Consider the following 23,023-nt stretch of genomic DNA (forward strand, 5'->3'; position numbering starts at 1 on the left):
TTTACGAAATCGTCGTTCAAGCAACGACCGCTCAGGAGTGATGATCATGAGAAATGCAATTCATACTGCGCTTGCTGCAGCCCTGGTTGCCACTGCCGTTCTCGGCGGCGCATCCGCCGCCTTCGCCGGTGGCAGCTACTATGAAGGTGTCAGCGACAAGCCGCTTTTTACCGACCGCGCACCCAAGGCGCGCAGTGAAGCCTCGGCCGTCCGTGGCGGCTACAACGGCTCACTCGACCGCACCTCCACTGGCGCTGTGTCGAACTACGGTTCGAGGCCGGCCGTCATTCCGGGCGGTGAAGGTGAATATTACCAGGGCATCAGCCGCTAAGGCGGGCCGCCTCCCAAGAGCGGGCACGGTGTGAGAGCGCCGCGCCCGCATTTTTTTTCAGCAAGGAACAATACTATGAACAAATCCATCGCAGCCCTTCTCGTTGCCGCCGCCGTGGCTGGCGGCGCCTCCACTGCGAGCGCCGGCGGCAGCTATTACGAGGGCGTCAGCTCGACGCCGCTTTTCACGGGGCGCGCGGCCGCCTCCGCCGGCACCGGCGTTTCGGCGAGCACTGCCGACAACGGTGATTTTTATGCCGGTGTGGATAACAAGTCCGTCGATGCAGCGTCGACCGGCGCTATTGCCAATGGCCGCGCGGTTGTGAACGTCTCCGGTGAAACCGACCAGGACAACCGCTAATCCACGCCAAGAGGCGAGCCGAGCGACCCGGTCCCGCTGCGCGCGGAGCCGGGTCGTTTCATGTTTTGGCAAGGCCTGTGAGATGAGTCCATGACAAGGAAAATCGAGGTAGTGGTTGCTGCATGATTGAAGCGGCCCCGTCAGGCCGCATCCGCCACACAGGCCTTGCCGTGGGTTCTGTTGATGTCTGCCGAGAAGACCTGAATGCCTCTCTGCGTCCGCGCCGCGGCCAAAGCAAGTTCAGCCTGGCCCAGCAACTCGGCAGCACTTGCTGCGGCCGAGGTGAGTGCAATGCCGGCGGAAAGGGAGAGTGTTTCGCTCGTGAAAGCCCGGCCCGGCGGCGTGATCGCCATATCGGTGACACTTTGATGGATGCGCCGGGCGATCGTCTCTGCATGTTCGGCCGTGACGTCATTGCAGACGAACGCGAATTCCTGTGGGCCAACGCGCGCGACGAAATCGTTTTTCTTGATCGTCTTGCGGAAGGAGGTGGCGAGCTTGCTCAATACCTTTTGAGCGAGCGCGCTGCCATGCTGCTCGCCAAGATCTCGCAATCCTTCAACAGTTACCAGAACAAGTGCGGCGGACTGACCCGACGGCAGAACGTCAAACAGGGCTGCAAGTTTTTTTGAAAGGGCCGCCTGGTTCGGCAGGCCGGTCAGTCGATCCCGGTTAAGACCCATGCGGCTTTCTTCCAGATCGCCTTCCAGCTCGGCCAAGCGTTGCCTATGCGTCTCCAGCGCCGTGCGAAGCGCGTTTTCCTCATTCATCAGCAGCCCCGCGGCATCACGCAGCAGTGCCGCTTCGTCGGCGAACTCCGACATGGTTGCGACCGGATCGGAGGCAAGCCGGGAGACGAATCGCTTCATCTGATCGCTGAAGGCGTACTTTCGTGCCGATGCATCGCGGAACATCGCCGTCAACTCACCGAGCACAGCCTGCGCCTCCGCACGCGCGCGGTCTGCCGCAAGCGCGCTGTGGCCGGTCAATTTGTGCTTGATGCCAAGGTAATCCAGAGCTTCTTGCGTCGGCTCCGGACCAAGCGTTGCGAGATCGTGCGACAGTTGCGGCATGTGGCCGGACAGAGCTTCATAAATCAGCTCGTAGTTGCGGGGGAGGGCAGCCACGCCGAGCCGCATCATCGAATGCGCCAGTTTTTGGATGATCGCCGCGTTTCGTGCCTGCGATCGGCCGTGCGCTGGTGGAGAATGCTGGGTCATTGCGGTACCTACCGATGTCGAACTCGCCTCGCACTATGCCGGCGCGAATTTAAGAGATCCTGAATACTCCCGAGCAGCGGAGCGGAAATGCACGATATGGTTGCTGAAACATGATCTCTGCAGAGAGGCGGTCTTGTGCTGCTGTTTGTCGCACCGATTGTCACGGGAGTAGCCGCTTTCGGTTGCGCTCTTATACTTGACTGCTTAAGTCAGCAATTATATGCCGCCTTGCTGAAATAGGAGGCGGTCTTGAGCGCAGGCGATTTGTCGAAATTCCCATTGTTCGCTGCGAACCTGGCTGCCTGGGAAGAGCGGCCGGCGCTGTTGTTTCCCGGAGAGCGGAGAATAACCTATCGCGAACTGGCCGCGCGCGTCGATCGCCAGGCATCGTCCTGGCGCGGCGAGCGAGGACTGGTCATGCTGGAGGCCGACCTTTCGGAGCACGCAATCATCGCTTATCTCGCGGCGCTCAGCGCCGGACACGCGATTGCCATCCAGAGCCCCGGAACCCCCGACGGAGAAATTCTCGAGCCTGAATACTGCTATCGGCGTTGTGATGGCCGATGGCGGACAGAACGTCTGCCGGGGAGCAATTTGCAGCTCCATCCGGATCTCGCGGTCCTGCTCTCGACATCCGGCAGCACCGGCCACGGAAAATGCGTGAGACTGTCCGCCGCGAACATTCAGTCGAACGCCCGTTCGATCGCCGATTATCTCGGCCTCACCGCCTTGGATCGAGCCTGCCTCATTCTGCCGTTCCACTATTCCTATGGCCTCTCCGTGCTGAATGCCCACCTATCGGTCGGTGCAAGCCTCTATGTCCCGGGTGGCTCCATTCTGGATGACGGCTTTCTCGATGGACTTGCGGAAAGCGGCAGTACCAATCTTTCAGGCGTTCCCTATTCCTATGAACTTCTGGAAAAGGTGGGATTCCGCGAGCGGAAATTCCCCGACCTGCGCTTCATGACCGTCGCTGGAGGGAGATTGGCGCCCGAGAAGGTCCGCCTTTACAACGAGCACCTCACGGCACGCGGCGCTTCCTTTTTCGTCATGTACGGCCAGACGGAGGCGACCGCCCGGATGGCCTACGTTCCTCCTGATCGCCTCAGGGGCAGGGAAGATCGGATCGGCATCGCCATCCCGGGCGGTAGCCTGACGATCGAGGGTGACGAGGGGCAATTGATCGCGGGCACCGATACGCCCGGTGAACTCGTTTATCGCGGGCCGAACGTGATGATGGGCTATGCCTCGTCGCGCGCCGATCTCGCACGCGGCTGCGACCTTTCAGAATTGCGCACCGGCGATCTGGCGACGAGGGACGTCGACGGATATTTCCGGATTGTTGGGCGGACGAAGCGCATATCGAAGATCGCCGGCCTGCGCATCGGGCACGACGGTCTGGAGGCCGCCCTCGAACGACACGGCATCGCAGCCGCTGTCGTCGGCGACGATACGAGCGTTCATGCCTTCTATGTGGGAGAGCGCGATCGCGACGACATCCGCCGCATCCTGGCCACCGCGAGTGGTTTGACCGTCTTGCAAGTGAAGGCTTCGCACGTCAACGCGCTGCCGAGGCTTGCCTCCGGCAAGATCGATTATCAGGCTCTCCGCAATGCGACGAAGAGGGACACCGGTTCCGTCGCGAACGAAGACGGAATCGCGGCGCTCTTCAATCAAATCTTCTGCCCGAAAAAGGTTCGGTCCGACGACAGCTTCCTTTCGCTTGGCGGCGACTCGCTCCGTTTCGTCCAGCTTTCGATCGGCCTGGAAAAGCTTCTCGGCGAAATACCAGAGGCTTGGGAAAAGATGTCGGTCGCTGAACTCGCGGCATTGGGAAAGCGCGAAACCAAAGGCAGACGGATCGGCACAGACCTCCTCATTCGGGCACTGGCGATCCTGCTCGTCGTCCTGCACCACGAGATCTTGTGGCCCATCCCCGGCGGATCGGCGGCGATGGTCATCCTTGCCGGTTTCGGCCTTGCGCGCTTCCAACGCGGCGCCTTGCTATCGGGCGTGGTGCTGCGCCTGCTGCGGCCCCTCACGCAGATCCTGATGCCTTATTATCTGATCGTGGTGGGCTACACCCTTGCCTGGGGGGAGATACCTTGGGCGTCGGTTTTCCTCCTTGGCAATCTAGGTCTTGCCGATCCCGAACGCCACAGCATGGTGCCTTACCTCTACTGGTTCATCGAGGCCTATTGCCAGATGCTTGTCGCCTTTGCGGCATTGTTCGCTGTGCCATCGGTCCGACGTGCGGCTGCCTCGAAGCCCTTCATGCTCGGAATGGCGTTGCTCGCGGCAGCTCTCGTCGCCCGGCTGGCATTGCCGTTGGTGGTCGATATGGGCAACCGCCAGATTTTCACGCTCCCGTGGATATTCCACCTGGCGGTCATCGGTTGGTGCGCTGCTGTTGCCGAGACGAGACTTGAGCGCGGCGTGCTGATGCTGGTCGGAACGGCCATCTTCCTGTTCTTCGGGCTTTACGAGGGCGTGTGGATCGGGACGAAGATCAAATATCTGCTGCAGATTCCGGTTCTGGCCGCCTTGCTTTTCCTGCCGCAGATCAGGATGCCGCAATGGATTGCGAGGTTGATCCTGCCGATCTCGGCCGCCGGTTTTCACATCTATATTCTGCACCGTTTCGTGCCGGAGCTCCTGCTGCCTCCGCTGCAGTCATTGATGTCGCCGGCTGCCTATTCGCTGTGCGCGATCGTCGGCGGGACAGCGCTCGGCATGGCGGCATGGCTGGCCCAGCGCTATCTCATGAAACTCTGGGCGCAGACCAGGCACGGCGGCGGTCTCATAGATTGGCAGAACCGGATCGTCGGGCGGGTTCCGTCAATCCGCCCACTTCTCGCCATCGGACCGCAGGAAGAAAACCAGATCCAGCGTCAATGACGGGCGCCCGAGCGCGGTTAGCGTTGCATGCGCCTGGCCGCGGTGATGGGTCTGGTGGTTGAAGAAATGGGCGAGCGTCGGCCCGAGTTTCTGGATGATTTCGCCCGGCGCACTAAGTGGCGTATAGGTGATCTTCGTTGCCAGGCGAGCTTCGTCGAGGCTGTCGATCCAGGCGATGATGCGTTCGTCTTCCGCCACGCGCGCTGGCGTCAGCGCCGCGAGATCATCGTGCAGGATCGCGTCGAGGGCGGAGGGGGCTTCGCCCTCCTTGGTGAAGCGTCTCATCCAGATGCGATCGGCTGCCAGGAGGTGATTGAGCGTCCCATGGAGCGAGCCGAAGAACGCGCCTTTGTGCTGGCGGTACTCCGTGTCCGAGAGCTCAGCCGCCGTGGCGTAAAGCCGCCGGTTGGCCCAACGGTTGTAATCGGCAAACATACGGTAATGGTCGAGCATCGGCGATCTCCCCTATAGCCGCCCGAGCCTAGCGCAAATCGCCATCCGGGTGTCGAATGTCACCAATGAAATTTGTTGATTGATCTGCGGCTGCCCTGCCGATGAGACCCTGGCTTGAGCCTCATGACTGTTTGGAACGCTCCGTGACAGCGGTATGAAACTCTCGCCGGCCGGGTCGAAACATCGCCGCGCCCCCTTGTTTTGCACGGAATTGGCGGCTAATGAACCGCCACTTTCCAAGAAACAAGGGAATTGAGCCAATGGCGATTGAACGTACTTTTTCGATGATCAAGCCGGACGCGACGAAGCGCAACCTGACCGGTGCCATCACCAAGATGCTCGAAGACGCCGGCCTGCGCGTCGTCGCTTCGAAGCGCGTCTGGATGAGCCGCCGCGAAGCCGAAGGCTTCTACGCTGTCCACAAGGACCGCCCGTTCTTCGGCGAACTGGTTGAATTCATGTCCTCTGGCCCGACCGTTGTTCAGGTTCTCGAAGGCGAGAACGCTATCGCCAAGAACCGCGAAGTCATGGGCGCCACCAATCCGGCAAACGCCGCTGAAGGTACGATCCGCAAGGTCCATGCGCTGTCGATCGGCGAAAACTCGGTTCACGGTTCGGACGCTCCGGAAACGGCCGCTGAGGAAATCGCCTACTGGTTCTCCGGCACCGAGATCGTCGGCTGATTCACGTTCTTCGTTTCCGCCCGCAAGGGCTTGTAACGACTCTTCGAAACCGGGGCGGCAACGCCCTGGTTTTTTACTGCATAATTCCTAAATCGGAATCGATTTAGGGACAAATCATGCAGAAATTCAAGGTCTACAGCGACTTATGCGCGTGTAACTGGACGCGCGGCCCTGCAATGCATGTCGTCCGAAAGTGTGAAGCGGTTTTGGGTAACGACATTTATGACGCGCCCCTTACGTCGGGCAGGCCGCCGTTTCGAAGCGCTCCGGCGCCCTGCCGCCCACGAAGACCTCCGGGTTCTTGTCGTAGGCCGGCCCTTCGACGAGGGGCTTTGCCGGCAGGACATCCTGATCGACGTCGGACGTCACCGTGGTTTCCAATTTCTGCAGCGTAGCACCGTCCGGTCCCTTGACCTCGATCGTCACCGCGTAGGGCCTCTCCTTCTTGACGCAGCTTATCTCCGGGCTTTCCAGCGTCACTTTATCAAGTTTCGGAAAGAGCTTGCGCGTCAGCGTCAGCGGTTCGCCGCCGGCCGGGTTCTCGAAGCTGGCGACGACGACGCTGCCGTCCGGCACCGGCTCGGTCTTATTGAGCGTGATCATGTAGGCGGCATAGGCGAGCCGGTAGTTGAAGACGAACATCTTGCCGGTCAGCTTCAGCGGGTCCGGCCCGGTTTCGCGCTGGCAGCCGACAAGTACCGCCGCGGCAAAGAGAGCGGATATGATGACTCGTTTCATTGCTGAACTCCCTGCCTGTTGCGGCGATAATGCCGTCTCGCTTTCGTGCGGTTGCCGCAAACCGCCATGTCGCACCAGGTGCGGCTTCTGTTGCGGCTGCGGTCGAGAAACAGCCAGCAGCAATTGGGACATATTTTCAGGCGATCCGGTTCGGGGTTGGCAATGAGACTGAGTGCCGAGTGTGCGGTCGCCACATCGAGTGATGTGCCTTGGCTGTTGCCCGCCGGCTGACGCAAGACGGCGGCAATCGCCTCCAGCAGGTCTGCCAGCAGATCGGGCCGGTTTTCGGCCTCGACTTGCGCCCGAAAATGGCGGTCCGTCGCCTCGCGCAATCCGATGAGGGATTTCCGGTTCTCGGGCGGCGCCGGAACAAGCGTGCCGAAACGCTCTCTTTCGGCGCTGTAGAGACTAGCGGCCCCGGCAAAGGAGTCCATCGCGGCGGCATCGGCGAAGCGATCGACCCGGCGTTCCGGATCGAAGCGCAGGACCACCGAGTTCGCGACATCCAAGGCCAGTACGCCGCCGGAAAATCTATGTTCGGTCCAGGTGAAGGTCATGCCAAATTCCTAACTGGTAAAACTGATTTTACCAGTTATATTGCTTCTGTCACCTCATGGATGTGCAATGGCCTATTTTCTTCAGCAGATTGCCAATGCCGTGCCCGTCGCGGCGCTCTACGCGGCGCTTGCTTTCGGCTATGCCCTCGCCTTTGCCGTGACGCGGAGGGCGGACCTCACCTACGGCGCGCTCTTCGCTTTCGCCGGTCAGACGTTCGTGCTTTTCGCGGATGTCGGCTGGAACCGGCTCTGGCTGGTCCTGCCGGCTGCGCTTGGCCTCGGGGCCGCGGCGGCGCTGACATTTGGACTTGGCGCCGGGCTCGTCGCAGGGCGCTACGTGATGCGACCGCTGGCGTTTTCCTCGGCCAATGCCGTTGTCGTCGCCTCGCTTGGTACTCTTCTGGTGCTGATGGAAACGGCGCGTCTTGCCTCGGACACCCGAAGTCTGTGGATGCCGCCGTTCCTCAACAGTGTCATCGTGTTCTGGCCCGATCCGCAGTTCCCGGTGACGCTGACGACCATCCAACTGCTGAACACAGCGCTGATGGCGGCACTGGTCGCGGGCGGACATTTGCTGTTGACCCACTCCTTTATCGGGCGCTACTGGCGCGCCGTGTCCGAAGACCGCGAGGCCGCGGCGCTATGCGGCGTCGATCCCGCAACCGTCTACATCGTTGCCTATGGCACTGCGTCGCTGATCGCAGCGTTCTGCGGAATCCTTGCAGCTTCCTATTATGGCAACATGGATTTCGGCACGGGCCTGACCTTCGGCGTCAAGGTTCTGTTCATCGCCGCAATCGGTGGGCAAACGGCGCCGCTGCTTGCCGCTCTGGGTGCCGCCGGCGTCGGTCTCCTTGAAACGCTTTGGTCCGCTTACGGCCCGATTCTCTGGCGGGATTTCGCGATCTTCGGCTTTCTCGTCATCGTGCTGGTCGTGACACGCCGGGAAAAGGTCATTCCCTGATCAGCCCTTTGGAGACCAGCGGTCCCGCGCCGTGTCGTCGGCATCCTTGGCGCTGACCCAGCCGCCGGTGCTGCCATCGGCACGATGTTCCTTCTTCCAGAAGGGAGCCGAGGTCTTCAGGAAATCCATGATGAAATTGGCGCCGTCGAAGGCCGCTTGCCGGTGCGGCGAGGCCGTCACCACAAGCACGATGTTTTCGCCCGGCATGATCTTGCCGTAGCGATGAATGGCAGTTGTCGCCTGCAATCCGAAACGCTTCACGGCCTCGTGGCAGATGCGTTCGATTTCGGCTTCCGCCATGCCGGGATAATGTTCCAGTTCAAGCGCGCCAAGCACACCCGCCTCGTCGCGGCAAAGCCCCGAAAACGTCACGACCGCGCCAATGTCCCCGCGGCCTCGGGAGAGCGAGGCGACTTCGGCGGCGAGGTCGAAGTCTTCGCGCTGGACGCGCACAGTGACGGGGGCATTCATGTCTTCAGCCGCCCGTCATCGGCGGAAAGAGGGCGATCTCGCGGGCCCCGGCGATCGGTTCGCCGTGATCGACATGTTCCTGGTTGATCGCCGCACGAATGACGTTCTGGTGTTCGAGCGCCGCCTCGTATTGCTCGCCGAGCGTTTTCAGATGCGCAAGCAGATCGGCAACCGTGACGACATTCGCCGGAAGCTCCAGCGTTTCCTCACCCCTGCCGATGCGCTCCCGCACCCAGGAAAAATAGACGAGACTGACCGTGCTCATTCATTGACCACATGTTTCAAACCGGCGCGGAAATAATCATAGCCCGTATAGAGCGTGATTGCAGCCGCGATCCACAGAAGCACGATGCCGGCTTCGGTGATATAGGGAACGATCTTGTCGCCGGCCGGACCCGCCAGCAGAAAGGCGATCGCCACCATCTGGATGGTCGTTTTCCATTTCGCGATGCGCGTCACCGGCACGCTGACCTTGAGCGCGGCAAGATATTCGCGCAGGCCGGACACGAGGATCTCTCGGCAGAGAATGATGATCGCAGCCCAGATCGACCAGCCCGCGATCGTGCCGTCGGCGGCAACGAGGAGCAGGATCGAAGCGACGAGCAGCTTGTCGGCAATCGGATCCAGCATCCGGCCGATGTTCGACGTCTGCTTCCAGATGCGGGCGAGATAGCCGTCGAAGAAATCCGTGATCGACGCCGTGACGAACAGGACAAGCGCGGTCCACCGCGCGAAGTCCGAGCTGTACAGCCGGCCCTCGATGAAGAAGCAAAGCACGATCAGCGGCACGATCAGGATGCGGAAATAGGTGAGCAGGTTCGGGACACTATAGGCAATGGGCGTTGACATGAACTCGGTTTCTCTGGACGACTGCAGAGCAGCACGCGAAAGGAGCGGCGGCCACCTTTCCCATCCCCTCTGGGTTTCATGTGTACAGAATGACTTTGCGACCATAAGGTCAACAGGGCATTGCACAACGGTTGTCATATTTGGCGGATTTCATCTGAACGCAGCCTGAATTTGCGCCGCCACTGGATCGGTTTGAGGACAAAATCCCGCAGCAGTTCAAAGCGGTACAGCGGCCTTTGCGTGTCTGATCAGGCGCGCGGCTCCTGTGGGCAGTTATTTCACGCTGTCCTCGTGAAAATGCTCGTAGACGAGTCGGGCGACGGCCTCCGAGATGCCATTGACGGCCATCAGGTCGTTAATGCCGGCCCGGGAGACCGCCTTGGCCGTACCGAAATGGGTAAGCAGAGCGCGCTTGCGCGTCGGCCCGATACCCGCGATTTCGTCGAGCGGGTTCTTGACCATCTCCTTTTTCCGCCGGGCGCGGTGCGAGCCGATGGCGAAACGGTGTGCTTCGTCGCGCAGTCTCTGAATGAAATAGAGAACCGGATCGCGCGGCGGCAGCGCAAAGCTTTCGCGCCCCTCGGCGAAAAAGCGCTCGCGGCCGGCGTCGCGATCGACACCCTTGGCGACGCCGATCGCGGTCACGCAATCCTCAACGTCCAGTTCCTTGAGAATTGCGCGGACCGCGGTCATCTGGCCCTGGCCGCCGTCGATCAGGATGACGTCCGGCCAGGCCGGGAATGCGCCGTCATCGCCTGGTTCGGCGTTGCGGTCGGGCTTGCCTTCCTCTTTCAGCAGGCGCGAGAAGCGCCGCGTCATGACCTCGCGCATCATGCCGAAGTCATCGCCCGGCGTGATGTCGGTCGATCTGATGTTGAACTTGCGATACTGGCCTTTGACGAAACCTTCGGGACCGGCGACGACCATGCCGCCGACGGCGTTTGTCCCCATGATGTGCGAATTGTCGTAGATCTCGATGCGGCGTGGCACCTGTTCCAGCTGGAAAGTCTTGGCAAAACCTTCGAGCAGCCGCGATTGCGACGCGGTCTCGGCAAGCTTGCGGCCATGGGCCTCGCGCGCATTTGCGAGCGCGTGATCGACGAGATCCTTCTTCTCGCCGCGCTGCGGAACCAGGATCGATACCTTGTAGCCGGATTTCTCGCTAAGCGCCTGGCCGAGCAGTTCCTGCTCCTCGACGGCCTCGCAGAGCAGGATCTGCCGGGGGCAGGGCTTGTCGTCGTAGAACTGGGCGAGAAAGGCGCTGAGCACCTCCGACGAAGGAAGCGACGGGTCGGCTTTCGGGAAATAGGCGCGGTTGCCCCAGTTCTGTCCAGTGCGGAAGAAGAAAACCTGGATGCAGGAAATCCCCCCTTCGTGATGGATCGCGAAGACGTCCGCCTCCTCAACGCCCGCCGGATTGATGCCCTGGTGGCTCTGCACATGGCTGAGCGCCGCCAAGCGGTCGCGGTAGAGTGCGGCACGCTCGAAATCGAGGTTCTCCGAGGCTTCGCTCATGGCGGCAGCGATTGTTGCCTTCACGGCCTGGCTTTTGCCGGAGAGAAAGTCCTTTGCCTCACGAACGAGCTCGGCATAGTCGGCATCGCTGATTTCGCCGGTGCAAGGCGCCGAACAGCGCTTGATCTGGTAGAGCAGGCAAGGGCGTGTGCGCGTCTCGAAGACGCTGTCCGTGCAGGTCCTCAGAAGAAAGGCGCGCTGCAGCGAGTTGATCGTTCGTCCGACGGCGCCGGCCGATGCGAAGGGGCCGAAGTAATCTCCCTTGCGGCTGCGTGCCCCGCGATGCTTGAAGAGCGCCGGCGCCCTGCTGTCGCCGGTGACGACGATATAGGGAAACGACTTGTCGTCGCGCAACAGCACGTTGAAGCGCGGACGCAGCCGCTTGATGAGGTTGGCTTCGAGCAGCAGCGCCTCGATCTCGGTCCGTGTCGTCACGAACTCCATGTTCGCAGTCTCGCGAACCATCCGCGCGATGCGGTTGGAGTGGCCGCGGCCCTGGGCGTAGTTGCTCACCCGTTTCTTGAGACTGCGGGCCTTGCCGACGTAGAGCACGTCGCCGGCGTCGTTGAACATGCGGTAGACGCCCGGGCCGTTCGGCAAAAGCTTGACGAAGGCCTGAATGAGGTCCGCGCCCTTGAGGCCCTGCGTCTCGGCGCGGTTCTCCGCCCAGTCGATCGCTGGCGCCGGCCGCTCACCTTCCGTCACCTCGAGCAGATCGTCGTCTTCATCGGTCTCGCTGCCGTCGTAAAGGATGCCGCCATTGGTGGGCGTCTGCCCGTTCATTCCACTATCTCCCGAATATCCGGCGTCTCCCAGGCAAGATGCTGGCCGCCGTCAAGCGCGATCATCTGTCCGGTAACCGACGGCGTGTCGAAAAGGAAGCGGATCGCGCGTCCAAACTCGTCGAGCGCCGGACCGCGCTTGAGGATCAGTGCGTCGACCTGCGCCTGAAAGTCGCTCTGTTTCTGCCGTTCGTTCGGCAGTGTCGGCCCCGGTCCGATGCCGTTGACGCGAATGTGCGGGGCAAGCGCCTGTGCCATAGTCTGGGTCGCCGTCCACAGCGCCGACTTGGAAAGCATATAGGAATAAAAGCGCGGATTTGGAGACCAGACGCGCTGGTCTATGACATTGATGATAAGGCCGGAAACATCGTCCGGACGCTGCCGGGCAAAGTCGCGCGCAAGCAGAGAAGGAGCCTTGACGTGCAGCGCGAAGTGGCGCTCCCAGACCTCTTCGTCGAACGCATCCAGACTGTCCTTCTTGAAGACCGAGGCGTTGTTGACGAGCAGGTCGAGCGGACCAAGCAAGGCAGTCGCCTCAGCGATGACCCGGGACGCGGCGGCGGAATCGGTGAGTTCCGCCTTCAGAGCGACAGCTTTGACCGCATTCGCGGCGAGACTCTTCGCCAGCGCTTCTGCTTCGGCGAATGAGCCGTTCGCATGGATGGCGACTGCGAAGCCGTGCGCGGCCAGATCCTCGACTATTGCCTTGCCTATGCGTCGGGCGCCGCCGGTTACGAGCGCCGCCTTGAGTGTTCTCGTCAACTTTTTCCCGTCCCTCGAATCCTGTTCTGGCTGGACGAAGATATAGGCAAGAATGGCCGGCCTGAAACTCTCCCCGTGGAATCATTTCAGAAAAATTAATTCAAAGCGGATAAATTGTATTATTTCGAAGTGTCATAGTATAGATTTCGTTAATCTAAAACTATGGTTAACAAATACCCTGTGTCGTGAAGGCAACATCCAATTTCGGCCGTGTTCGTGCCGCTAAAATTTCACAATTTAGCTCTTGAGATTCCGCATTTTCTGGCCAATTTCCGGTCAACCGGGCGGGTTAATCACAGAATGTCTGGTGTTCCGCAGAGATACAATTGCGTCGGAGCATCGGTTGAAAAGGAGAATAGTATGCGTACGCTGACCACCACCCTCATGGCTTCGGCCATGGCTTTCGTTGCCTTGCAGGCCGCCCACGCCGCAGACGTCGTCGACGAAGTACCGGCTGCTCCGGCCGCCGAATACACCGAACCGGCGACCAAGGACTGGTCGGGCGCCTATGTCGGCGGCACGGCCGACTGGCACCATGGCGAGGCTGACGCCACGGGCAGCAACACCTCCGCTGGTTTCGGCGGCGGTCTTTACGGCGGTTACAACGTGCAGAGCGGCCAGATCGTATACGGCGGTGAAGCCGATATCGGCTATGCCGGCAACGATTCTCACTCCAGCGGCCGTCGCGTCGAGCAGGGTGTCAACGGCTCGATCCGTGGCCGTGTGGGCGTCGATGTGAACCCGGTTCTCCTCTATGGTACGGCCGGTCTCGCCGTCGGCAAGGCCAAGCTTTCGACCCCGGACGGTTCCGACAAGAATACGATGGTTGGCTGGACGGCCGGTGCCGGCGCGGAAACCTTTGTCACTGACAACATCACCGCGCGCGTTGAATATCGTTACACCGACTTTGCCTCCAAGGACTTTAATGTTGGCGGCAGCACCGTTACGTCTGGTTATGACGAGCACAGCGTCCGCGTTGGTATGGGCGTCAAGTTCTGATCGGCTGACATAGCATCAGCGAAAAGGCCGGGGTGACCCGGCCTTTTTTTATGCCTTGAAATTGGAATAATCCGGAAAGTGCTTCTCGAACTTCGCCGGCCAATTCTTGAGCTTCGGCCGCCCTCGCTGCCACTCGCCGGCGAAACGCAATTCGATGTAGCGCAACAGGGCTGCCAGCGCGAAATGTCCCGCATTGAGCTTGCCGCCGGTCTTGGGCAGGTTGGCGTTCAAGTAATCCAGCCCACGCTCGACCTTTTCCCATTGCCGATCGATCCAGGGTTGATGCACCTTCTCCGGCGGGTGAAAGCGCTTCTCGTAGACGATCGCCAGCAGGCTGTCGCAAACACCGTCGCAAAGCGCCTCGAAGATTTCCACTTCGGTACGTTTGCCCGCGTTTTTCGGATAGAGCTTGCCCTTGGTTTCGCGGTCGAGGAAATGCATGATTGCCCGGCTGTCGTAGATCGCCTTGCCGTCCGCAGTAATCAGGGTCGGAATCTTGCCGAGCGGATTGTTGCCGATCAATTCCGGTGGGTTGGCGTTCGTGTCCGTCAACACGCTTTCTGCGTCGAGGCCGAGATGATGCGCGGCCATGCGGACCTTGTTCGAGTAGGGGGAGGCAGGCGAATAGAGTATCTTCATTCGACATCTTTCCGTTGTCATGGGGCAGGGGGAAGGGAAACCGCGCCCCTTCTGCAGGCTTGGCGATCCACTTCGGGGCACGCCATGAAATTCAGCGTCTTGTCGAAGCAGATTCGGATTTCTTCGAGAAGCCTGGCTTCGCAGGTAACAGCGATCATCTCTGGCGTCATGCCGGGATTTTTCCCGATCAGCGCCGCTTCGATCGTTGATACCGGGAGATCTCGCGATCCTTCCGTCGATGCAAGTTCCGGCGGGATCGTGAGCCGTTCGCGCGCGGCGCGCGCCACAGCGAAATAGTCTGCCTGGCTGAGGCCCGAGCAGGTGCCGTGCTTGCGCCACTGATGGCCAATCAGTCCCATTGAGGGAATGAGGTCTAGATATTGCCGGCCGAGCGATTCCGGTACGCGGTCCGATTGCCGGGTCGGGCAATATTCCGGATAGCCCTTCTCATTCTGTGGCCAGAGCCCGTGCACGATGAGGCCGCGACGACTGCCGGCCTCGCATTGATCAGATTTTCCGGACGGATCGTTGCTGCCGCACCAGGTGGGCGACCAGGACAGGGAAAGGACGTAAAAGTCGAAGCCTCTGCCGACGGGAACCGGAGCTGCCGCAACAGTCTTCGTCCCGCCGGTTCCGGAGTTCGGGGCGGCTTTCTCTGCACCTTCATCGCTGCAGGCGGCGATCGTCAGAACGCCGACGAGCGCCGACAGCAGCCTTTTCACCGCTCTCAACGAAGCGAAGCGCAGTGGGCGCCGTAGACATACCAGGGATCGAGGCCGCCGACGCAGAACTCGATACTCCTGCCGACACCGGCAAAGCCCCACGGCCGCTCGATCAGATACCAGAGGGGACGCCGTACGCCATCGGTCATCACGGCAGTCGCATAGCAATATTCACGCTCGACGAGGTGCGTGTAGTCACGCGGCTCGAAGCGATTTTGGCCCATGTCGCGAATCTCGGCGATGGCGAGATTGGCATGAAGGTAGTTCGCGGCCTTGTAGTCGAAGCGTCGGGTAATGAAACCCAAAACTGAGGCGTTGCTGCAGGCGCCGGTAGCATAGGCTGCATGGGGTGCAGGCTCCCCGATATAGTCGGCGGCGGCAGCAGCGGTGGTGAGGGAAAGCGAGAGCAGAAGCGATGCGGCAAGCGTACGAGTCATGGCCATCTCCCTGAATCCTTTCAGGAGATTGACGCCTTCGCCATGGATCCGTCAAGGCCCCGGGTTGAGAGACGCTTCGCCGCGCAGCCAGAAGCAGCGGGCCGACGCGAAGCGATCCTGAGCCAGATGTGTTTTCAGAAAGGGCAGCAGGACATCGAGTTCACTCTTCAACGTGAAGGGCGGGTTGACGATGACCAGACCCGACCCCGTAAGCCCCGTGGTGTCGCGATCGCTGCGTACCGCGAGCTCCACGCAGAGCATTTTCGGAATCTCCAGCGCTTTCAACGCCGCGTGGAAATCCTTTATCGGTGCGCCTTTCTTCAGAGGATACCAGAGGCAGAAGATGCCGCTGGCGAAGCGGCGGTAGCCTTTCGCGAGTCCCTCGGCAAGCCGCTCGTATTCGGCCTCCATCTCGAACGGAGGATCGACGAGAATGAGGCCGCGCTTTTCCTTCGGTGGCAGGTGAGCGCCAAGCGCCAGCCAGCCGTCGAGCTTCGTGATGCGGCTCTGGAAGTCGCCATCGAACAGGCGGTGCAGCGTCTCGTAGTCGTCCGGATGCAGTTCCATCGCCGAAAGCCGGTCCTGAGGGCGGAACAGCATGCGGACGAGCTTCGGTGACCCGGGATAGTAAGTGAGGCCGCCGCCGGGATTGAGATCGCGAACGGCCGCGAGATAGGGTTCAAGGATTGCGGCGATCGGAGCAGGGAGTTCCGCGTCGAGCAATCGGCCGATGCCGTCCCGCCATTCTCCAGTCTTCTGCGCCTCTTCGCTCGAAAGGTCATAGAGCCCAATGCCCGCATGCGTGTCGAGCACCCGGAAGGCCTTGTCCTTTTGCTTGAGATACGTGACGAGCCGCGCCAGCACCGCATGTTTCAGGACGTCGGCGAAATTGCCTGCGTGATAGATGTGCCGGTAGTTCATGAGCGCCGCCGATGGCTATGATCAATTGTTTCGATGGATGGCGAATGGGGCTTTTTGCCCTCTAGCGGATGCCATATAGAAAAGCCATGAACGTTGCGACCCCCATCAAAGCAGAAAAATCGATCGGCTATTCGGTCTGTCCGCACGATTGTCCATCAGCCTGTGCGCTTGAAATCGACCTGACGGCCGAAGGCCAGATCGGCCGCCTTCGCGGCGCGGCTGGAAACAGCTACACCGCCGGCGTCATCTGCGCGAAGGTCGCGCGCTACGCCGAGCGCATCTACCACCCCGGCCGGCTGATGGTGCCGCAGCGCCGCACCGGCGCCAAGGGCGACGGGAGCTGGCAGGAGATTTCCTGGGAAGCGGCGCTCGATGAGATCGCCGATCAGTTCGTCAAGGCCGAGCAGAAGCACGGTCCCGAGGCGATCTGGCCCTATTTCTACGCAGGCACGATGGGACAGGTCCAGCGCGACTCCATCGAGCGGCTGCGCCATGCTAAGCGCTATTCCGGCTTCTTCGGCTCGATCTGTACGAACATGGCCTGGACCGGCTTCACGATGGCGACCGGAGTCTTGCGCGGCCCCGACCCGCGCGAGATGGCAAAGGCCGACTGCGTCGTGATCTGGGGCACCAATGCGGTCGCGACGCAGGTCAACGTCATGACCCATGCGGTCAAGGCGCGCAAGGACCGCGGCGCCAAGATCGTCGTCATCGACGTCTACGAGAACCCGACCGTCAAGCAAGCCGATATGGGGCTCGTGCTGAAACCGGGCACGGATGCCGCGCTCGCCTGCGCGGTTATGCACATCGCCTTCCGTGACGGCTATGCCGATCGCGCCTACATGGCGAAGTTCGCTGACGATCCCGCGGGCCTCGAAGCGCATCTCAAGACACGTGGCCCGGACTGGGCTTCGGCCATCACCGGCCTGCCGGTGGAGGAAATCGAAGCCTTCGCCAAGCTCGTGGGGACGACGCCCAAGACCTATTTCCGTCTGGGCTACGGCTTCACCCGCCAGCGCAACGGCTCCGTCGCCATCCATGCGGCGGCTTCGGTCGCCACCGTGCTCGGGTCCTGGAAGCATGAAGGCGGCGGCGCGTTCCATTCGAACAACGACATCTTCAAGCTGGACAAGCGCGAACTCCTCGGTTCCGCGTTCCACGATCCCGACGTGCGGATGCTCGACCAGTCGCAGATCGGCCGTGTGCTGATCGGCGATGCCGAGGCGCTGCGTCGTCGCGGGCCCGTGACCGCGCTTCTCATCCAGAACACCAACCCCGTCAACGTCGCGCCCGAGCAGCGGCTGGTGAAGCAGGGCTTCCTGCGCAATGACCTCTTCGTTGCCGTGCATGAGCAGTTCATGACCGACACCGCGCGGCTCGCGGACATCGTGCTGCCCGCCACCATGTTCCTGGAGCACGACGATCTTTATCGCGGTGGGGGTCACCAGCATATTCTGATCGGACCGAAGGTCGTCGAACCGCCGCCGACAGTGCGCACCAATCTCTTCGTCATCGAGGAGCTGGCAAAGCGCCTCGGCGTTTCCGACCGCCCAGGCTTTGGGCTCACCGAACGGCAGCATATCGATCAACTGCTGTCCAATTACGGCATCGGTTACGAGCGGATGAAAGAGGAGAGGTGGCTGGATTGCCAGCCGGCTTTCGAGGAGGCGCATTTTCTCAACGGCTTCAGCCATCCGGACGGCAAGTTCCGTTTCAAGGCCGATTGGACCGGCACGCCGGCGCCCAACCGGCCACCGAAATCGATGGGGCCGCAAGGCCCGCACGGCAGGCTGCCGGAATTTCCTGATCATGTCGATGTGATCGAAGTGGCCGACGAACGCCATCCATACAGACTGGCGACGTCGCCGGCGCGGTCGTTCCTGAACTCGACGTTCGCCGAAACGTCGTCGTCCATTCAGAAGGAGGGGCGGCCGGAAGTCATGATCCACGCGGAAGACGCAGCCGCGCTCGGCATTGCCGACGGCGACGTCGTCAGGCTCGGCAATGATCGCGGCGAGATCCGGTTGCACGCCAGGATCGGCGGCGGGGCACGCCGTGGTGTCGTCATCGCCGAAGGGCTTTGGCCGAACGGAGCCCATCTGGACGGCGAGGGGATCAATGTCCTGACCGGCGCCGATGCAGTCGCGCCCTACGGCGGCGCAGCCTTCCACGACAATCGGGTCTGGGTGCGTCGGGCCTGAAGATTGGTCGAGCGGCTACGGCTCGTCAGATTCTGCAACCGAATTCCTCGTCCAACAAGGATCTCTCATGGCGAAGCATGCCGACCCGCGCGTCCGGATCATCGATCGCAAGGCCCTCTGGAAAGGCTTCATCAGCCTCGAAGAAGTCACGCTTGAACAGGAAATGTCCAACGGTCAAACAGCCCGGCTGGTCCGCGAGATCCATGATCATGGTCGCGCCGCAACGATCCTGCTCTTCGATCCGGAACGGCAGCTGGTCGTCCTTGTCCGTCAGCTTCGCATTCCGGTATTCCTGCAGGGCGAGCCGGGATATTTGATCGAAGCGCCGGCCGGCCTCCTCGACGGCGAGCAGCCGGTAGTGGCGATCTGCCGCGAAGCGATGGAAGAGACCGGCTACCGCATCGAAAGCGCCACCCATCTCTTCGACGCCTATATGAGCCCCGGCTCACTGACGGAACGAACGAGCTTTTTCGTCGGACTTATCGACGCGTCGAAGAAAGTGGCCGCAGGCGGCGGGCTGGTCCACGAGGGCGAAGACATCGAAGTTCTCGAAATTGCCTTCGAGGACGCGGTGGCAATGATCGGCACAGGCGAGATCTGCGACGCGAAAACCATCATGCTGCTGCAATGGGCGATGCTCAACCGAGCTTCTATTTCACGATAGATTATCGTTTTCTCAGATTGCGGGGGAAATGAGCATTCCCGATGCCTCGCCGACCGCGTGGCTCGCGGCGCGCCCGCCTTTCATCTCGACCTTGCCCTCGGCGACGAGCCTCAGCGCCATCGGATAGGTCTTGTGCTCGACGGTCAGGACCCGTGCGGCAAGCGTTTCAGCCGTGTCGCCGGCGAGGATCGGGACCGCGGCCTGCGCGATGATTGGGCCGTCGTCCATGCCTTCGGTCACGAAATGAACAGTGCAGCCGGCAAGCCTCATGCCGGCGTCGATCGCCCGCTGATGCGTGTGGAGCCCGGGAAACAGCGGCAGAAGCGATGGATGAATATTGAGGATGCGGCCTTCGTGACGCTGTATGAACGTTGCCGAAAGCAGCCGCATGTAACCGGCGAGGCAGATGATGTCCGGGTGAAGCCGATCAAGCTCGTTGAGGATCGCGGCTTCGTGCGCTTCCTTGCTGACGAAGTCTTTTCGGGCGAATGAAAATGTCGGGATGCTGAGGGCCTCCGCCTTGGCCAGGCCGCCAGCTTCGGCCTTGTCGGCGATCACCGCAATGATTTCGGCCGGAAAGTCCGGCTCCGCCGCTGCCTTTGCCAGCGAAAGCATGTTCGAGCCGCCGCCGGAAATGAAGACGACGACCCGTTTCTTAGCCGTCGTCGTGCTCATAGAGAGAGGCTGCCCTTGTAGATGGTGCCCGCGGTGCCCTCGGCACGCGCGACCATGCGGCCGAGCGTGAAGACCGTCTCGCCTTCACCGGTAAGTACCGCCGCGACCTTTTTTGCTTCCGCCGCCGGAACGACGGCAATCATGCCGACGCCGCAGTTGAAGGTCCGCAACATCTCGTTGGCGGCAACGCCGCCGGTCGTGGCAAGCCAGGAGAAGACGGCCGGCGATCTGATCGCGTCAAGGTCGATCTCTGCGGCGAGGTGCTTCGGCAGAACGCGCGGAATGTTTTCGGGGAACCCGCCGCCGGTGATGTGCGCGAGTGCCTTGATGGCGCCGGTCTCGCGGATCGCCTTCAGGAGCGGCTTCACGTAGATGCGGGTCGGCGTCAGCAGGAGATCGGCAAGCGTGCCTTCTCCGAAGGGGGCGGGCGCGTCCCAGGCCAGACCCGAAAGCGCAACGATCTTGCGCACCAGCGAATAGCCGTTCGAGTGCACGCCGGAGGAGGCGAGGCCGAGGATGACATCCCCTTCGGCAATGTCGCCCGCCGGCAGCAGCTGACCGCGTTCCGCCGCGCCGACGGCGAAGCCGGCGAGGTCGTAGTCACCGCCGGAATACATGCCCGGCATCTCGGCCGTCTCGCCGCCGATCAGCGCGCAGCCCGCATCGCGGCAGCCAGCGGCAATGCCGGCGACGATCGCGGCGCCCTGGTCAGGATCGAGCCTGCCGGTCGCGAAATAGTCGAGGAAGAACAGTGGCTCCGCGCCCTGTACGACAAGATCGTTGACGCACATGGCGACGAGATCGATGCCGACGGTGTCGTGCTTGTTGGCATCGATCGCGATCTTGAGCTTGGTGCCGACGCCGTCGTTCGCGGCCACCAGAACCGGATCGGTGAAGCCCGCAGCCTTGAGATCGAAGAGACCGCCGAAACCGCCGATCTCGCCATCGGCGCCCGGGCGCCGCGTGGAGCGCACATGGGGTTTGATCTTCTCCACCATCAGGTTGCCGGCATCGATATCGACGCCTGCGTCGCTATAGGTGAGGCCGTTCTTGCCCGACTGGCTCATGCTCATTCTCCAAGGCTCGTCGCATATTGCGGATGCGATTGGCACGGCGGGACAAGGAGTGCAAGCCAACAGCCGGTGCTTGCCGCCTTTTTTTGCCGTTTTGCCCCGCATCCCCACCGCGTTTCGACCGGCGAGGGGCGATTTCCCCTGTTTGCATGGCGCCGGGGTTGACCTGCGCGCGCGCCGCGCCCTATCTCGTCCACATGGATGGAACGCGAGGCGCACTTGCGCCCGACGCGGTACGGGGAGCGCCATGGGCAGTCAGGTCAGCAGTGTGAGTCTCAAGCGCCAGGTCGTCTTCTGGCTGCTGGTGCTCGCCGGCTTCATCGCCTTCCTGACGCTCTTCAGCTCGATCCTGCTGCCGTTCCTCGCCGGCATGGCGCTCGCCTATTTCCTCGATCCGGTCGCCGACCGGCTGCAGCGTCTTGGCCTCAGCCGGTTGATGGCGACGATCGTCATTCTTGTCGCTTTTGTTGTCGTCCTGGCGCTGTCGCTGATGATCGTCATCCCGTTGATCTTCACGCAAGCGGCCGACTTCATTCAGAAGATGCCCGACTACATCGCCAGGCTTCAGGCCTTCATCACGGATAGCCAATCGACTCTGCTTCCGGACTGGCTTGCGGGTCAGATGACGGAGATCAAGCAGAATTCGGCCAAGCTGCTTGAACAGGGTGCAAGCTTCCTCGGCACGCTGTTCCAGCAATTGTGGAACTCCGGCATGGCGCTGCTGGACATCCTTTCGCTCTTCGTGATCACTCCGGTGGTGGCGTTCTATCTGCTGCTCGACTGGGATCGCATGGTCGACAAGGTCGACAGCTGGGTGCCGCGCGACTATGTCGACGTCGTCCGCCAGATCGCCCGCGACATGAACACGACCATTGCCGGCTTCGTCCGCGGCCAAGGTTCGCTGTGCATCATCCTCGGTCTCTACTATGCCATCGGCCTTTCGCTCGTCGGCCTCAATTTCGGGCTGTTGATCGGCTTTTTCGCCGGCATGATAAGCTTCATCCCCTATGTCGGTTCGATGGTGGGGCTCGTGCTGGCTGTCGGCGTAGCGCTCGTCCAGTTCTGGCCGGACTATATTATGATCCTGCTGGTCCTGGTTATCTTCTTCAGCGGACAGTTCCTCGAAGGCAACATCCTGCAGCCGAAACTGGTCGGCAAGAGTGTCGGTCTTCACCCTGTCTGGCTGATGTTCGCTCTGCTTGCCTTCGGCGCCCTGTTCGGCTTCGTCGGCCTTCTCGTCGCCGTGCCGGCCGCCGCCGCTATCGGGGTCCTTGTTCGCTTCGGCATACAGCGGTACCTTGATAGTGATCTCTATCACGGGCATAGGACAGCCGCGAAGAAGCAGCCGGAAGGCCATGAACCCGGCTGAGTCACGCCATTGTCCAGAGTACAGCATGACAAGACGTCCGTTCGAACAATTGCCGCTCACCTTCGGCCATGATCCGGCAACCGGCCGCGAGGATCTGCTCGTTTCCGACCGGCTGAGTGCGGCCATCGCCATCGTCGACCATTGGCCCGATTGGCCGTCGCCGGTGGTCATCATCGCCGGGCCGGTCGGCTCCGGAAAGTCGCACCTCGCGAGCATCTGGCGGGAAAAGGCGGGAGCCGAGGCGATTCATCCTGTCGCCGGCTCTGATGCGGCCGATATCGCGGCCAGCAAGGCGGTTCTCTTCGAGGATGCCGATCGCCAGGGATTTGACGATACAGCACTCTTCCATGTCATCAACAGCGTGCGCGAGCACGGCACCGCGTTGCTGATGACATCACGCCTGTGGCCCATGTCGTGGCCGGTGACGCTTCCTGATCTCCGCTCGCGCCTGAAGGCTGCGACGGTCGTCGAAATCGGCGAGCCGGACGACGAGCTGTTGACGCAGGTGCTCGTCAAGCTTTTCGCCGACCGTCAGCTTTTCGTCGATGAGCGCCTCGTCGGTTATATCGTGGCGCGCATGGAGCGCTCGCTGGAATCCGCCCAGACGATCGTCGAGCGACTGGATCACCTGGCGCTGGCCCGTGGCACACGGCTGACACGCAGCCTGGCGGCGGAAGTGCTGGCGGAGCTTGGAAATCCCCGCCTGTCCGATTGACTGTCACAGTTCCGTCGTCAAAGTG

General features: G+C 61.6%; 25 protein-coding genes. 10 read left to right on the top strand and 15 right to left on the bottom strand.

Annotation, left to right across the window (positions count from 1 at the left end):
- Positions 1 to 46 precede the first annotated feature (46 nt).
- Both QN219_RS03215 and QN219_RS03220 read left to right on the top strand, forming a co-directional pair.
- On the top strand, positions 47 to 331 hold the full coding sequence (locus QN219_RS03215) for a hypothetical protein (RefSeq protein WP_405052078.1): 285 nt from the start codon (positions 47 to 49) through the stop codon (positions 329 to 331).
- Between the two features lie 75 nt (positions 332 to 406).
- On the top strand, positions 407 to 691 hold the full coding sequence (locus QN219_RS03220; protein ID WP_283997896.1) for a hypothetical protein: 285 nt from the start codon (positions 407 to 409) through the stop codon (positions 689 to 691).
- A gap of 140 nt (positions 692 to 831) precedes the next feature.
- Here the strand turns inward: QN219_RS03220 and QN219_RS03225 are convergent, their stop codons facing one another.
- Positions 832 to 1,911, bottom strand: a complete 1,080-nt coding sequence (locus tag QN219_RS03225) for a diguanylate cyclase domain-containing protein (RefSeq protein WP_283997897.1) — start codon at positions 1,909 to 1,911, stop codon at positions 832 to 834.
- 249 nt (positions 1,912 to 2,160) lie between these two features.
- On the opposite strand from QN219_RS03225, the gene QN219_RS03230 reads away from it, so the two are divergent.
- Positions 2,161 to 4,809 (top strand): AMP-binding protein, encoded by a 2,649-nt coding sequence (locus QN219_RS03230; protein ID WP_283997898.1) that lies wholly within the window; start codon positions 2,161 to 2,163, stop codon positions 4,807 to 4,809.
- Here the strand turns inward: QN219_RS03230 and QN219_RS03235 are convergent.
- Positions 4,750 to 5,262 (bottom strand): DinB family protein, encoded by a 513-nt coding sequence (locus tag QN219_RS03235; protein ID WP_283997900.1) that lies wholly within the window; start codon positions 5,260 to 5,262, stop codon positions 4,750 to 4,752. The genes QN219_RS03230 and QN219_RS03235 overlap by 60 nt on opposite strands.
- Before the next feature lie 260 nt (positions 5,263 to 5,522).
- On the opposite strand from QN219_RS03235, the gene ndk reads away from it, so the two are divergent.
- A complete protein-coding gene (ndk, locus tag QN219_RS03240) occupies positions 5,523 to 5,945 on the top strand; it encodes a nucleoside-diphosphate kinase (protein WP_011974973.1) in 423 nt (140 codons plus the stop codon).
- A gap of 234 nt (positions 5,946 to 6,179) precedes the next feature.
- On the opposite strand, the gene QN219_RS03245 is transcribed toward ndk, so the two are convergent.
- Positions 6,180 to 6,683, bottom strand: coding sequence for a hypothetical protein (locus QN219_RS03245; RefSeq protein WP_283997915.1), 504 nt, complete (start codon positions 6,681 to 6,683; stop codon positions 6,180 to 6,182).
- Entirely contained in the window at positions 6,680 to 7,240 is a 561-nt protein-coding gene (locus tag QN219_RS03250; RefSeq protein WP_283997917.1) for a CGNR zinc finger domain-containing protein, read from the bottom strand. The genes QN219_RS03245 and QN219_RS03250 overlap by 4 nt, the downstream gene beginning before the upstream one ends.
- Positions 7,241 to 7,307: 67 nt before the next feature.
- Between QN219_RS03250 and QN219_RS03255 the strand changes: the two genes are divergently transcribed.
- Positions 7,308 to 8,204 carry a branched-chain amino acid ABC transporter permease gene (locus tag QN219_RS03255; RefSeq protein ID WP_283997919.1) on the top strand — a complete coding sequence of 299 codons (897 nt, stop codon included), beginning with the start codon at positions 7,308 to 7,310 and terminating at the stop codon, positions 8,202 to 8,204.
- On the opposite strand, the gene QN219_RS03260 is transcribed toward QN219_RS03255, so the two are convergent.
- The 5 genes from QN219_RS03260 to QN219_RS03280 form a co-directional block, all read right to left on the bottom strand.
- Entirely contained in the window at positions 8,205 to 8,675 is a 471-nt protein-coding gene (locus tag QN219_RS03260) for a molybdenum cofactor biosynthesis protein MoaE (RefSeq protein ID WP_283997921.1), read from the bottom strand.
- A gap of 4 nt (positions 8,676 to 8,679) precedes the next feature.
- On the bottom strand, positions 8,680 to 8,940 hold the full coding sequence (gene moaD / locus QN219_RS03265) for a molybdopterin converting factor subunit 1 (RefSeq protein WP_283997923.1): 261 nt from the start codon (positions 8,938 to 8,940) through the stop codon (positions 8,680 to 8,682).
- A complete protein-coding gene (gene pgsA, locus QN219_RS03270) occupies positions 8,937 to 9,524 on the bottom strand; it encodes a CDP-diacylglycerol--glycerol-3-phosphate 3-phosphatidyltransferase (protein ID WP_283997924.1) in 588 nt (195 codons plus the stop codon). Before pgsA ends, moaD begins: the two co-directional genes overlap by 4 nt.
- Positions 9,525 to 9,797: 273 nt before the next feature.
- Positions 9,798 to 11,822 carry an excinuclease ABC subunit UvrC gene (gene uvrC / locus QN219_RS03275; protein ID WP_283997926.1) on the bottom strand — a complete coding sequence of 675 codons (2,025 nt, stop codon included), beginning with the start codon at positions 11,820 to 11,822 and terminating at the stop codon, positions 9,798 to 9,800.
- Positions 11,819 to 12,583 carry an SDR family oxidoreductase gene (locus QN219_RS03280; RefSeq protein ID WP_283997928.1) on the bottom strand — a complete coding sequence of 255 codons (765 nt, stop codon included), beginning with the start codon at positions 12,581 to 12,583 and terminating at the stop codon, positions 11,819 to 11,821. Before QN219_RS03280 ends, uvrC begins: the two co-directional genes overlap by 4 nt.
- A gap of 360 nt (positions 12,584 to 12,943) precedes the next feature.
- Here QN219_RS03280 and QN219_RS03285 point away from each other — a divergent pair, with 360 nt between their 5' ends.
- On the top strand, positions 12,944 to 13,582 hold the full coding sequence (locus QN219_RS03285; protein WP_283997929.1) for a porin family protein: 639 nt from the start codon (positions 12,944 to 12,946) through the stop codon (positions 13,580 to 13,582).
- A 48-nt stretch (positions 13,583 to 13,630) separates the two neighbouring features.
- On the opposite strand, the gene QN219_RS03290 is transcribed toward QN219_RS03285, so the two are convergent.
- The 4 genes from QN219_RS03290 to QN219_RS03305 are packed head-to-tail and all read right to left on the bottom strand — an operon-like array spanning position 13,631 to position 16,301.
- Entirely contained in the window at positions 13,631 to 14,221 is a 591-nt protein-coding gene (locus tag QN219_RS03290; protein ID WP_283997931.1) for a glutathione S-transferase, read from the bottom strand.
- A 17-nt stretch (positions 14,222 to 14,238) separates the two neighbouring features.
- A complete protein-coding gene (locus QN219_RS03295) occupies positions 14,239 to 14,967 on the bottom strand; it encodes a ribonuclease T2 family protein (protein ID WP_405052082.1) in 729 nt (242 codons plus the stop codon).
- Complete coding sequence (locus tag QN219_RS03300; RefSeq protein WP_225105014.1) at positions 14,949 to 15,380, bottom strand: hypothetical protein; 432 nt, start codon at positions 15,378 to 15,380, stop codon at positions 14,949 to 14,951. Before QN219_RS03300 ends, QN219_RS03295 begins: the two co-directional genes overlap by 19 nt.
- A 51-nt stretch (positions 15,381 to 15,431) precedes the next feature.
- A complete protein-coding gene (locus QN219_RS03305) occupies positions 15,432 to 16,301 on the bottom strand; it encodes a 23S rRNA (adenine(2030)-N(6))-methyltransferase RlmJ (protein WP_283997934.1) in 870 nt (289 codons plus the stop codon).
- A gap of 68 nt (positions 16,302 to 16,369) precedes the next feature.
- Here QN219_RS03305 and QN219_RS03310 point away from each other — a divergent pair, with 68 nt between their 5' ends.
- Positions 16,370 to 18,502, top strand: a complete 2,133-nt coding sequence (locus QN219_RS03310; protein ID WP_283997935.1) for a molybdopterin oxidoreductase family protein — start codon at positions 16,370 to 16,372, stop codon at positions 18,500 to 18,502.
- A 67-nt stretch (positions 18,503 to 18,569) separates the two neighbouring features.
- On the top strand, positions 18,570 to 19,166 hold the full coding sequence (locus QN219_RS03315; protein ID WP_283997937.1) for an NUDIX domain-containing protein: 597 nt from the start codon (positions 18,570 to 18,572) through the stop codon (positions 19,164 to 19,166).
- Positions 19,167 to 19,178: 12 nt separating this feature from the next.
- Here QN219_RS03315 and purN read toward each other — a convergent pair whose 3' ends face one another.
- Positions 19,179 to 19,841 carry a phosphoribosylglycinamide formyltransferase gene (purN, locus tag QN219_RS03320; protein ID WP_283997939.1) on the bottom strand — a complete coding sequence of 221 codons (663 nt, stop codon included), beginning with the start codon at positions 19,839 to 19,841 and terminating at the stop codon, positions 19,179 to 19,181.
- Complete coding sequence (purM, locus tag QN219_RS03325; protein ID WP_283997941.1) at positions 19,838 to 20,908, bottom strand: phosphoribosylformylglycinamidine cyclo-ligase; 1,071 nt, start codon at positions 20,906 to 20,908, stop codon at positions 19,838 to 19,840. Before purM ends, purN begins: the two co-directional genes overlap by 4 nt.
- A 253-nt stretch (positions 20,909 to 21,161) precedes the next feature.
- Between purM and QN219_RS03330 the strand changes: the two genes are divergently transcribed.
- Complete coding sequence (locus tag QN219_RS03330) at positions 21,162 to 22,283, top strand: AI-2E family transporter (RefSeq protein WP_283997943.1); 1,122 nt, start codon at positions 21,162 to 21,164, stop codon at positions 22,281 to 22,283.
- A 25-nt stretch (positions 22,284 to 22,308) separates the two neighbouring features.
- Complete coding sequence (gene hdaA / locus QN219_RS03335; protein ID WP_283997945.1) at positions 22,309 to 22,998, top strand: DnaA regulatory inactivator HdaA; 690 nt, start codon at positions 22,309 to 22,311, stop codon at positions 22,996 to 22,998.
- The last annotated feature ends 25 nt before the right edge of the window (positions 22,999 to 23,023 follow it).

This window comes from Sinorhizobium sp. 8-89 (assembly GCF_030124325.1).
Taxonomy (GTDB): domain Bacteria; phylum Pseudomonadota; class Alphaproteobacteria; order Rhizobiales; family Rhizobiaceae; genus Sinorhizobium.

Bases quoted from the DNA above. Each gene is read 5' to 3' on its own strand.
- QN219_RS03215 (WP_405052078.1), top strand. From the start codon at position 47: ATGAGAAATGCAATTCATACTGCGCTTGCTGCAGCCCTGGTTGCCACT.
- QN219_RS03220 (WP_283997896.1), top strand. From the start codon at position 407: ATGAACAAATCCATCGCAGCCCTTCTCGTTGCCGCCGCCGTGGCTGGC.
- QN219_RS03225 (WP_283997897.1), bottom strand. From the start codon at position 1,911: ATGACCCAGCATTCTCCACCAGCGCACGGCCGATCGCAGGCACGAAAC.
- QN219_RS03235 (WP_283997900.1), bottom strand. From the start codon at position 5,262: ATGCTCGACCATTACCGTATGTTTGCCGATTACAACCGTTGGGCCAAC.
- ndk (WP_011974973.1), top strand. From the start codon at position 5,523: ATGGCGATTGAACGTACTTTTTCGATGATCAAGCCGGACGCGACGAAG.
- QN219_RS03245 (WP_283997915.1), bottom strand. From the start codon at position 6,683: ATGAAACGAGTCATCATATCCGCTCTCTTTGCCGCGGCGGTACTTGTC.
- QN219_RS03250 (WP_283997917.1), bottom strand. From the start codon at position 7,240: ATGACCTTCACCTGGACCGAACATAGATTTTCCGGCGGCGTACTGGCC.
- QN219_RS03255 (WP_283997919.1), top strand. From the start codon at position 7,308: ATGGCCTATTTTCTTCAGCAGATTGCCAATGCCGTGCCCGTCGCGGCG.
- QN219_RS03260 (WP_283997921.1), bottom strand. From the start codon at position 8,675: ATGAATGCCCCCGTCACTGTGCGCGTCCAGCGCGAAGACTTCGACCTC.
- moaD (WP_283997923.1), bottom strand. From the start codon at position 8,940: ATGAGCACGGTCAGTCTCGTCTATTTTTCCTGGGTGCGGGAGCGCATC.
- pgsA (WP_283997924.1), bottom strand. From the start codon at position 9,524: ATGTCAACGCCCATTGCCTATAGTGTCCCGAACCTGCTCACCTATTTC.
- uvrC (WP_283997926.1), bottom strand. From the start codon at position 11,822: ATGAACGGGCAGACGCCCACCAATGGCGGCATCCTTTACGACGGCAGC.
- QN219_RS03285 (WP_283997929.1), top strand. From the start codon at position 12,944: ATGCGTACGCTGACCACCACCCTCATGGCTTCGGCCATGGCTTTCGTT.
- QN219_RS03290 (WP_283997931.1), bottom strand. From the start codon at position 14,221: ATGAAGATACTCTATTCGCCTGCCTCCCCCTACTCGAACAAGGTCCGC.
- QN219_RS03300 (WP_225105014.1), bottom strand. From the start codon at position 15,380: ATGACTCGTACGCTTGCCGCATCGCTTCTGCTCTCGCTTTCCCTCACC.
- QN219_RS03305 (WP_283997934.1), bottom strand. From the start codon at position 16,301: ATGAACTACCGGCACATCTATCACGCAGGCAATTTCGCCGACGTCCTG.
- QN219_RS03310 (WP_283997935.1), top strand. From the start codon at position 16,370: ATGCCATATAGAAAAGCCATGAACGTTGCGACCCCCATCAAAGCAGAA.
- QN219_RS03315 (WP_283997937.1), top strand. From the start codon at position 18,570: ATGGCGAAGCATGCCGACCCGCGCGTCCGGATCATCGATCGCAAGGCC.
- purN (WP_283997939.1), bottom strand. From the start codon at position 19,841: ATGAGCACGACGACGGCTAAGAAACGGGTCGTCGTCTTCATTTCCGGC.
- purM (WP_283997941.1), bottom strand. From the start codon at position 20,908: ATGAGCCAGTCGGGCAAGAACGGCCTCACCTATAGCGACGCAGGCGTC.
- QN219_RS03330 (WP_283997943.1), top strand. From the start codon at position 21,162: ATGGGCAGTCAGGTCAGCAGTGTGAGTCTCAAGCGCCAGGTCGTCTTC.
- hdaA (WP_283997945.1), top strand. From the start codon at position 22,309: ATGACAAGACGTCCGTTCGAACAATTGCCGCTCACCTTCGGCCATGAT.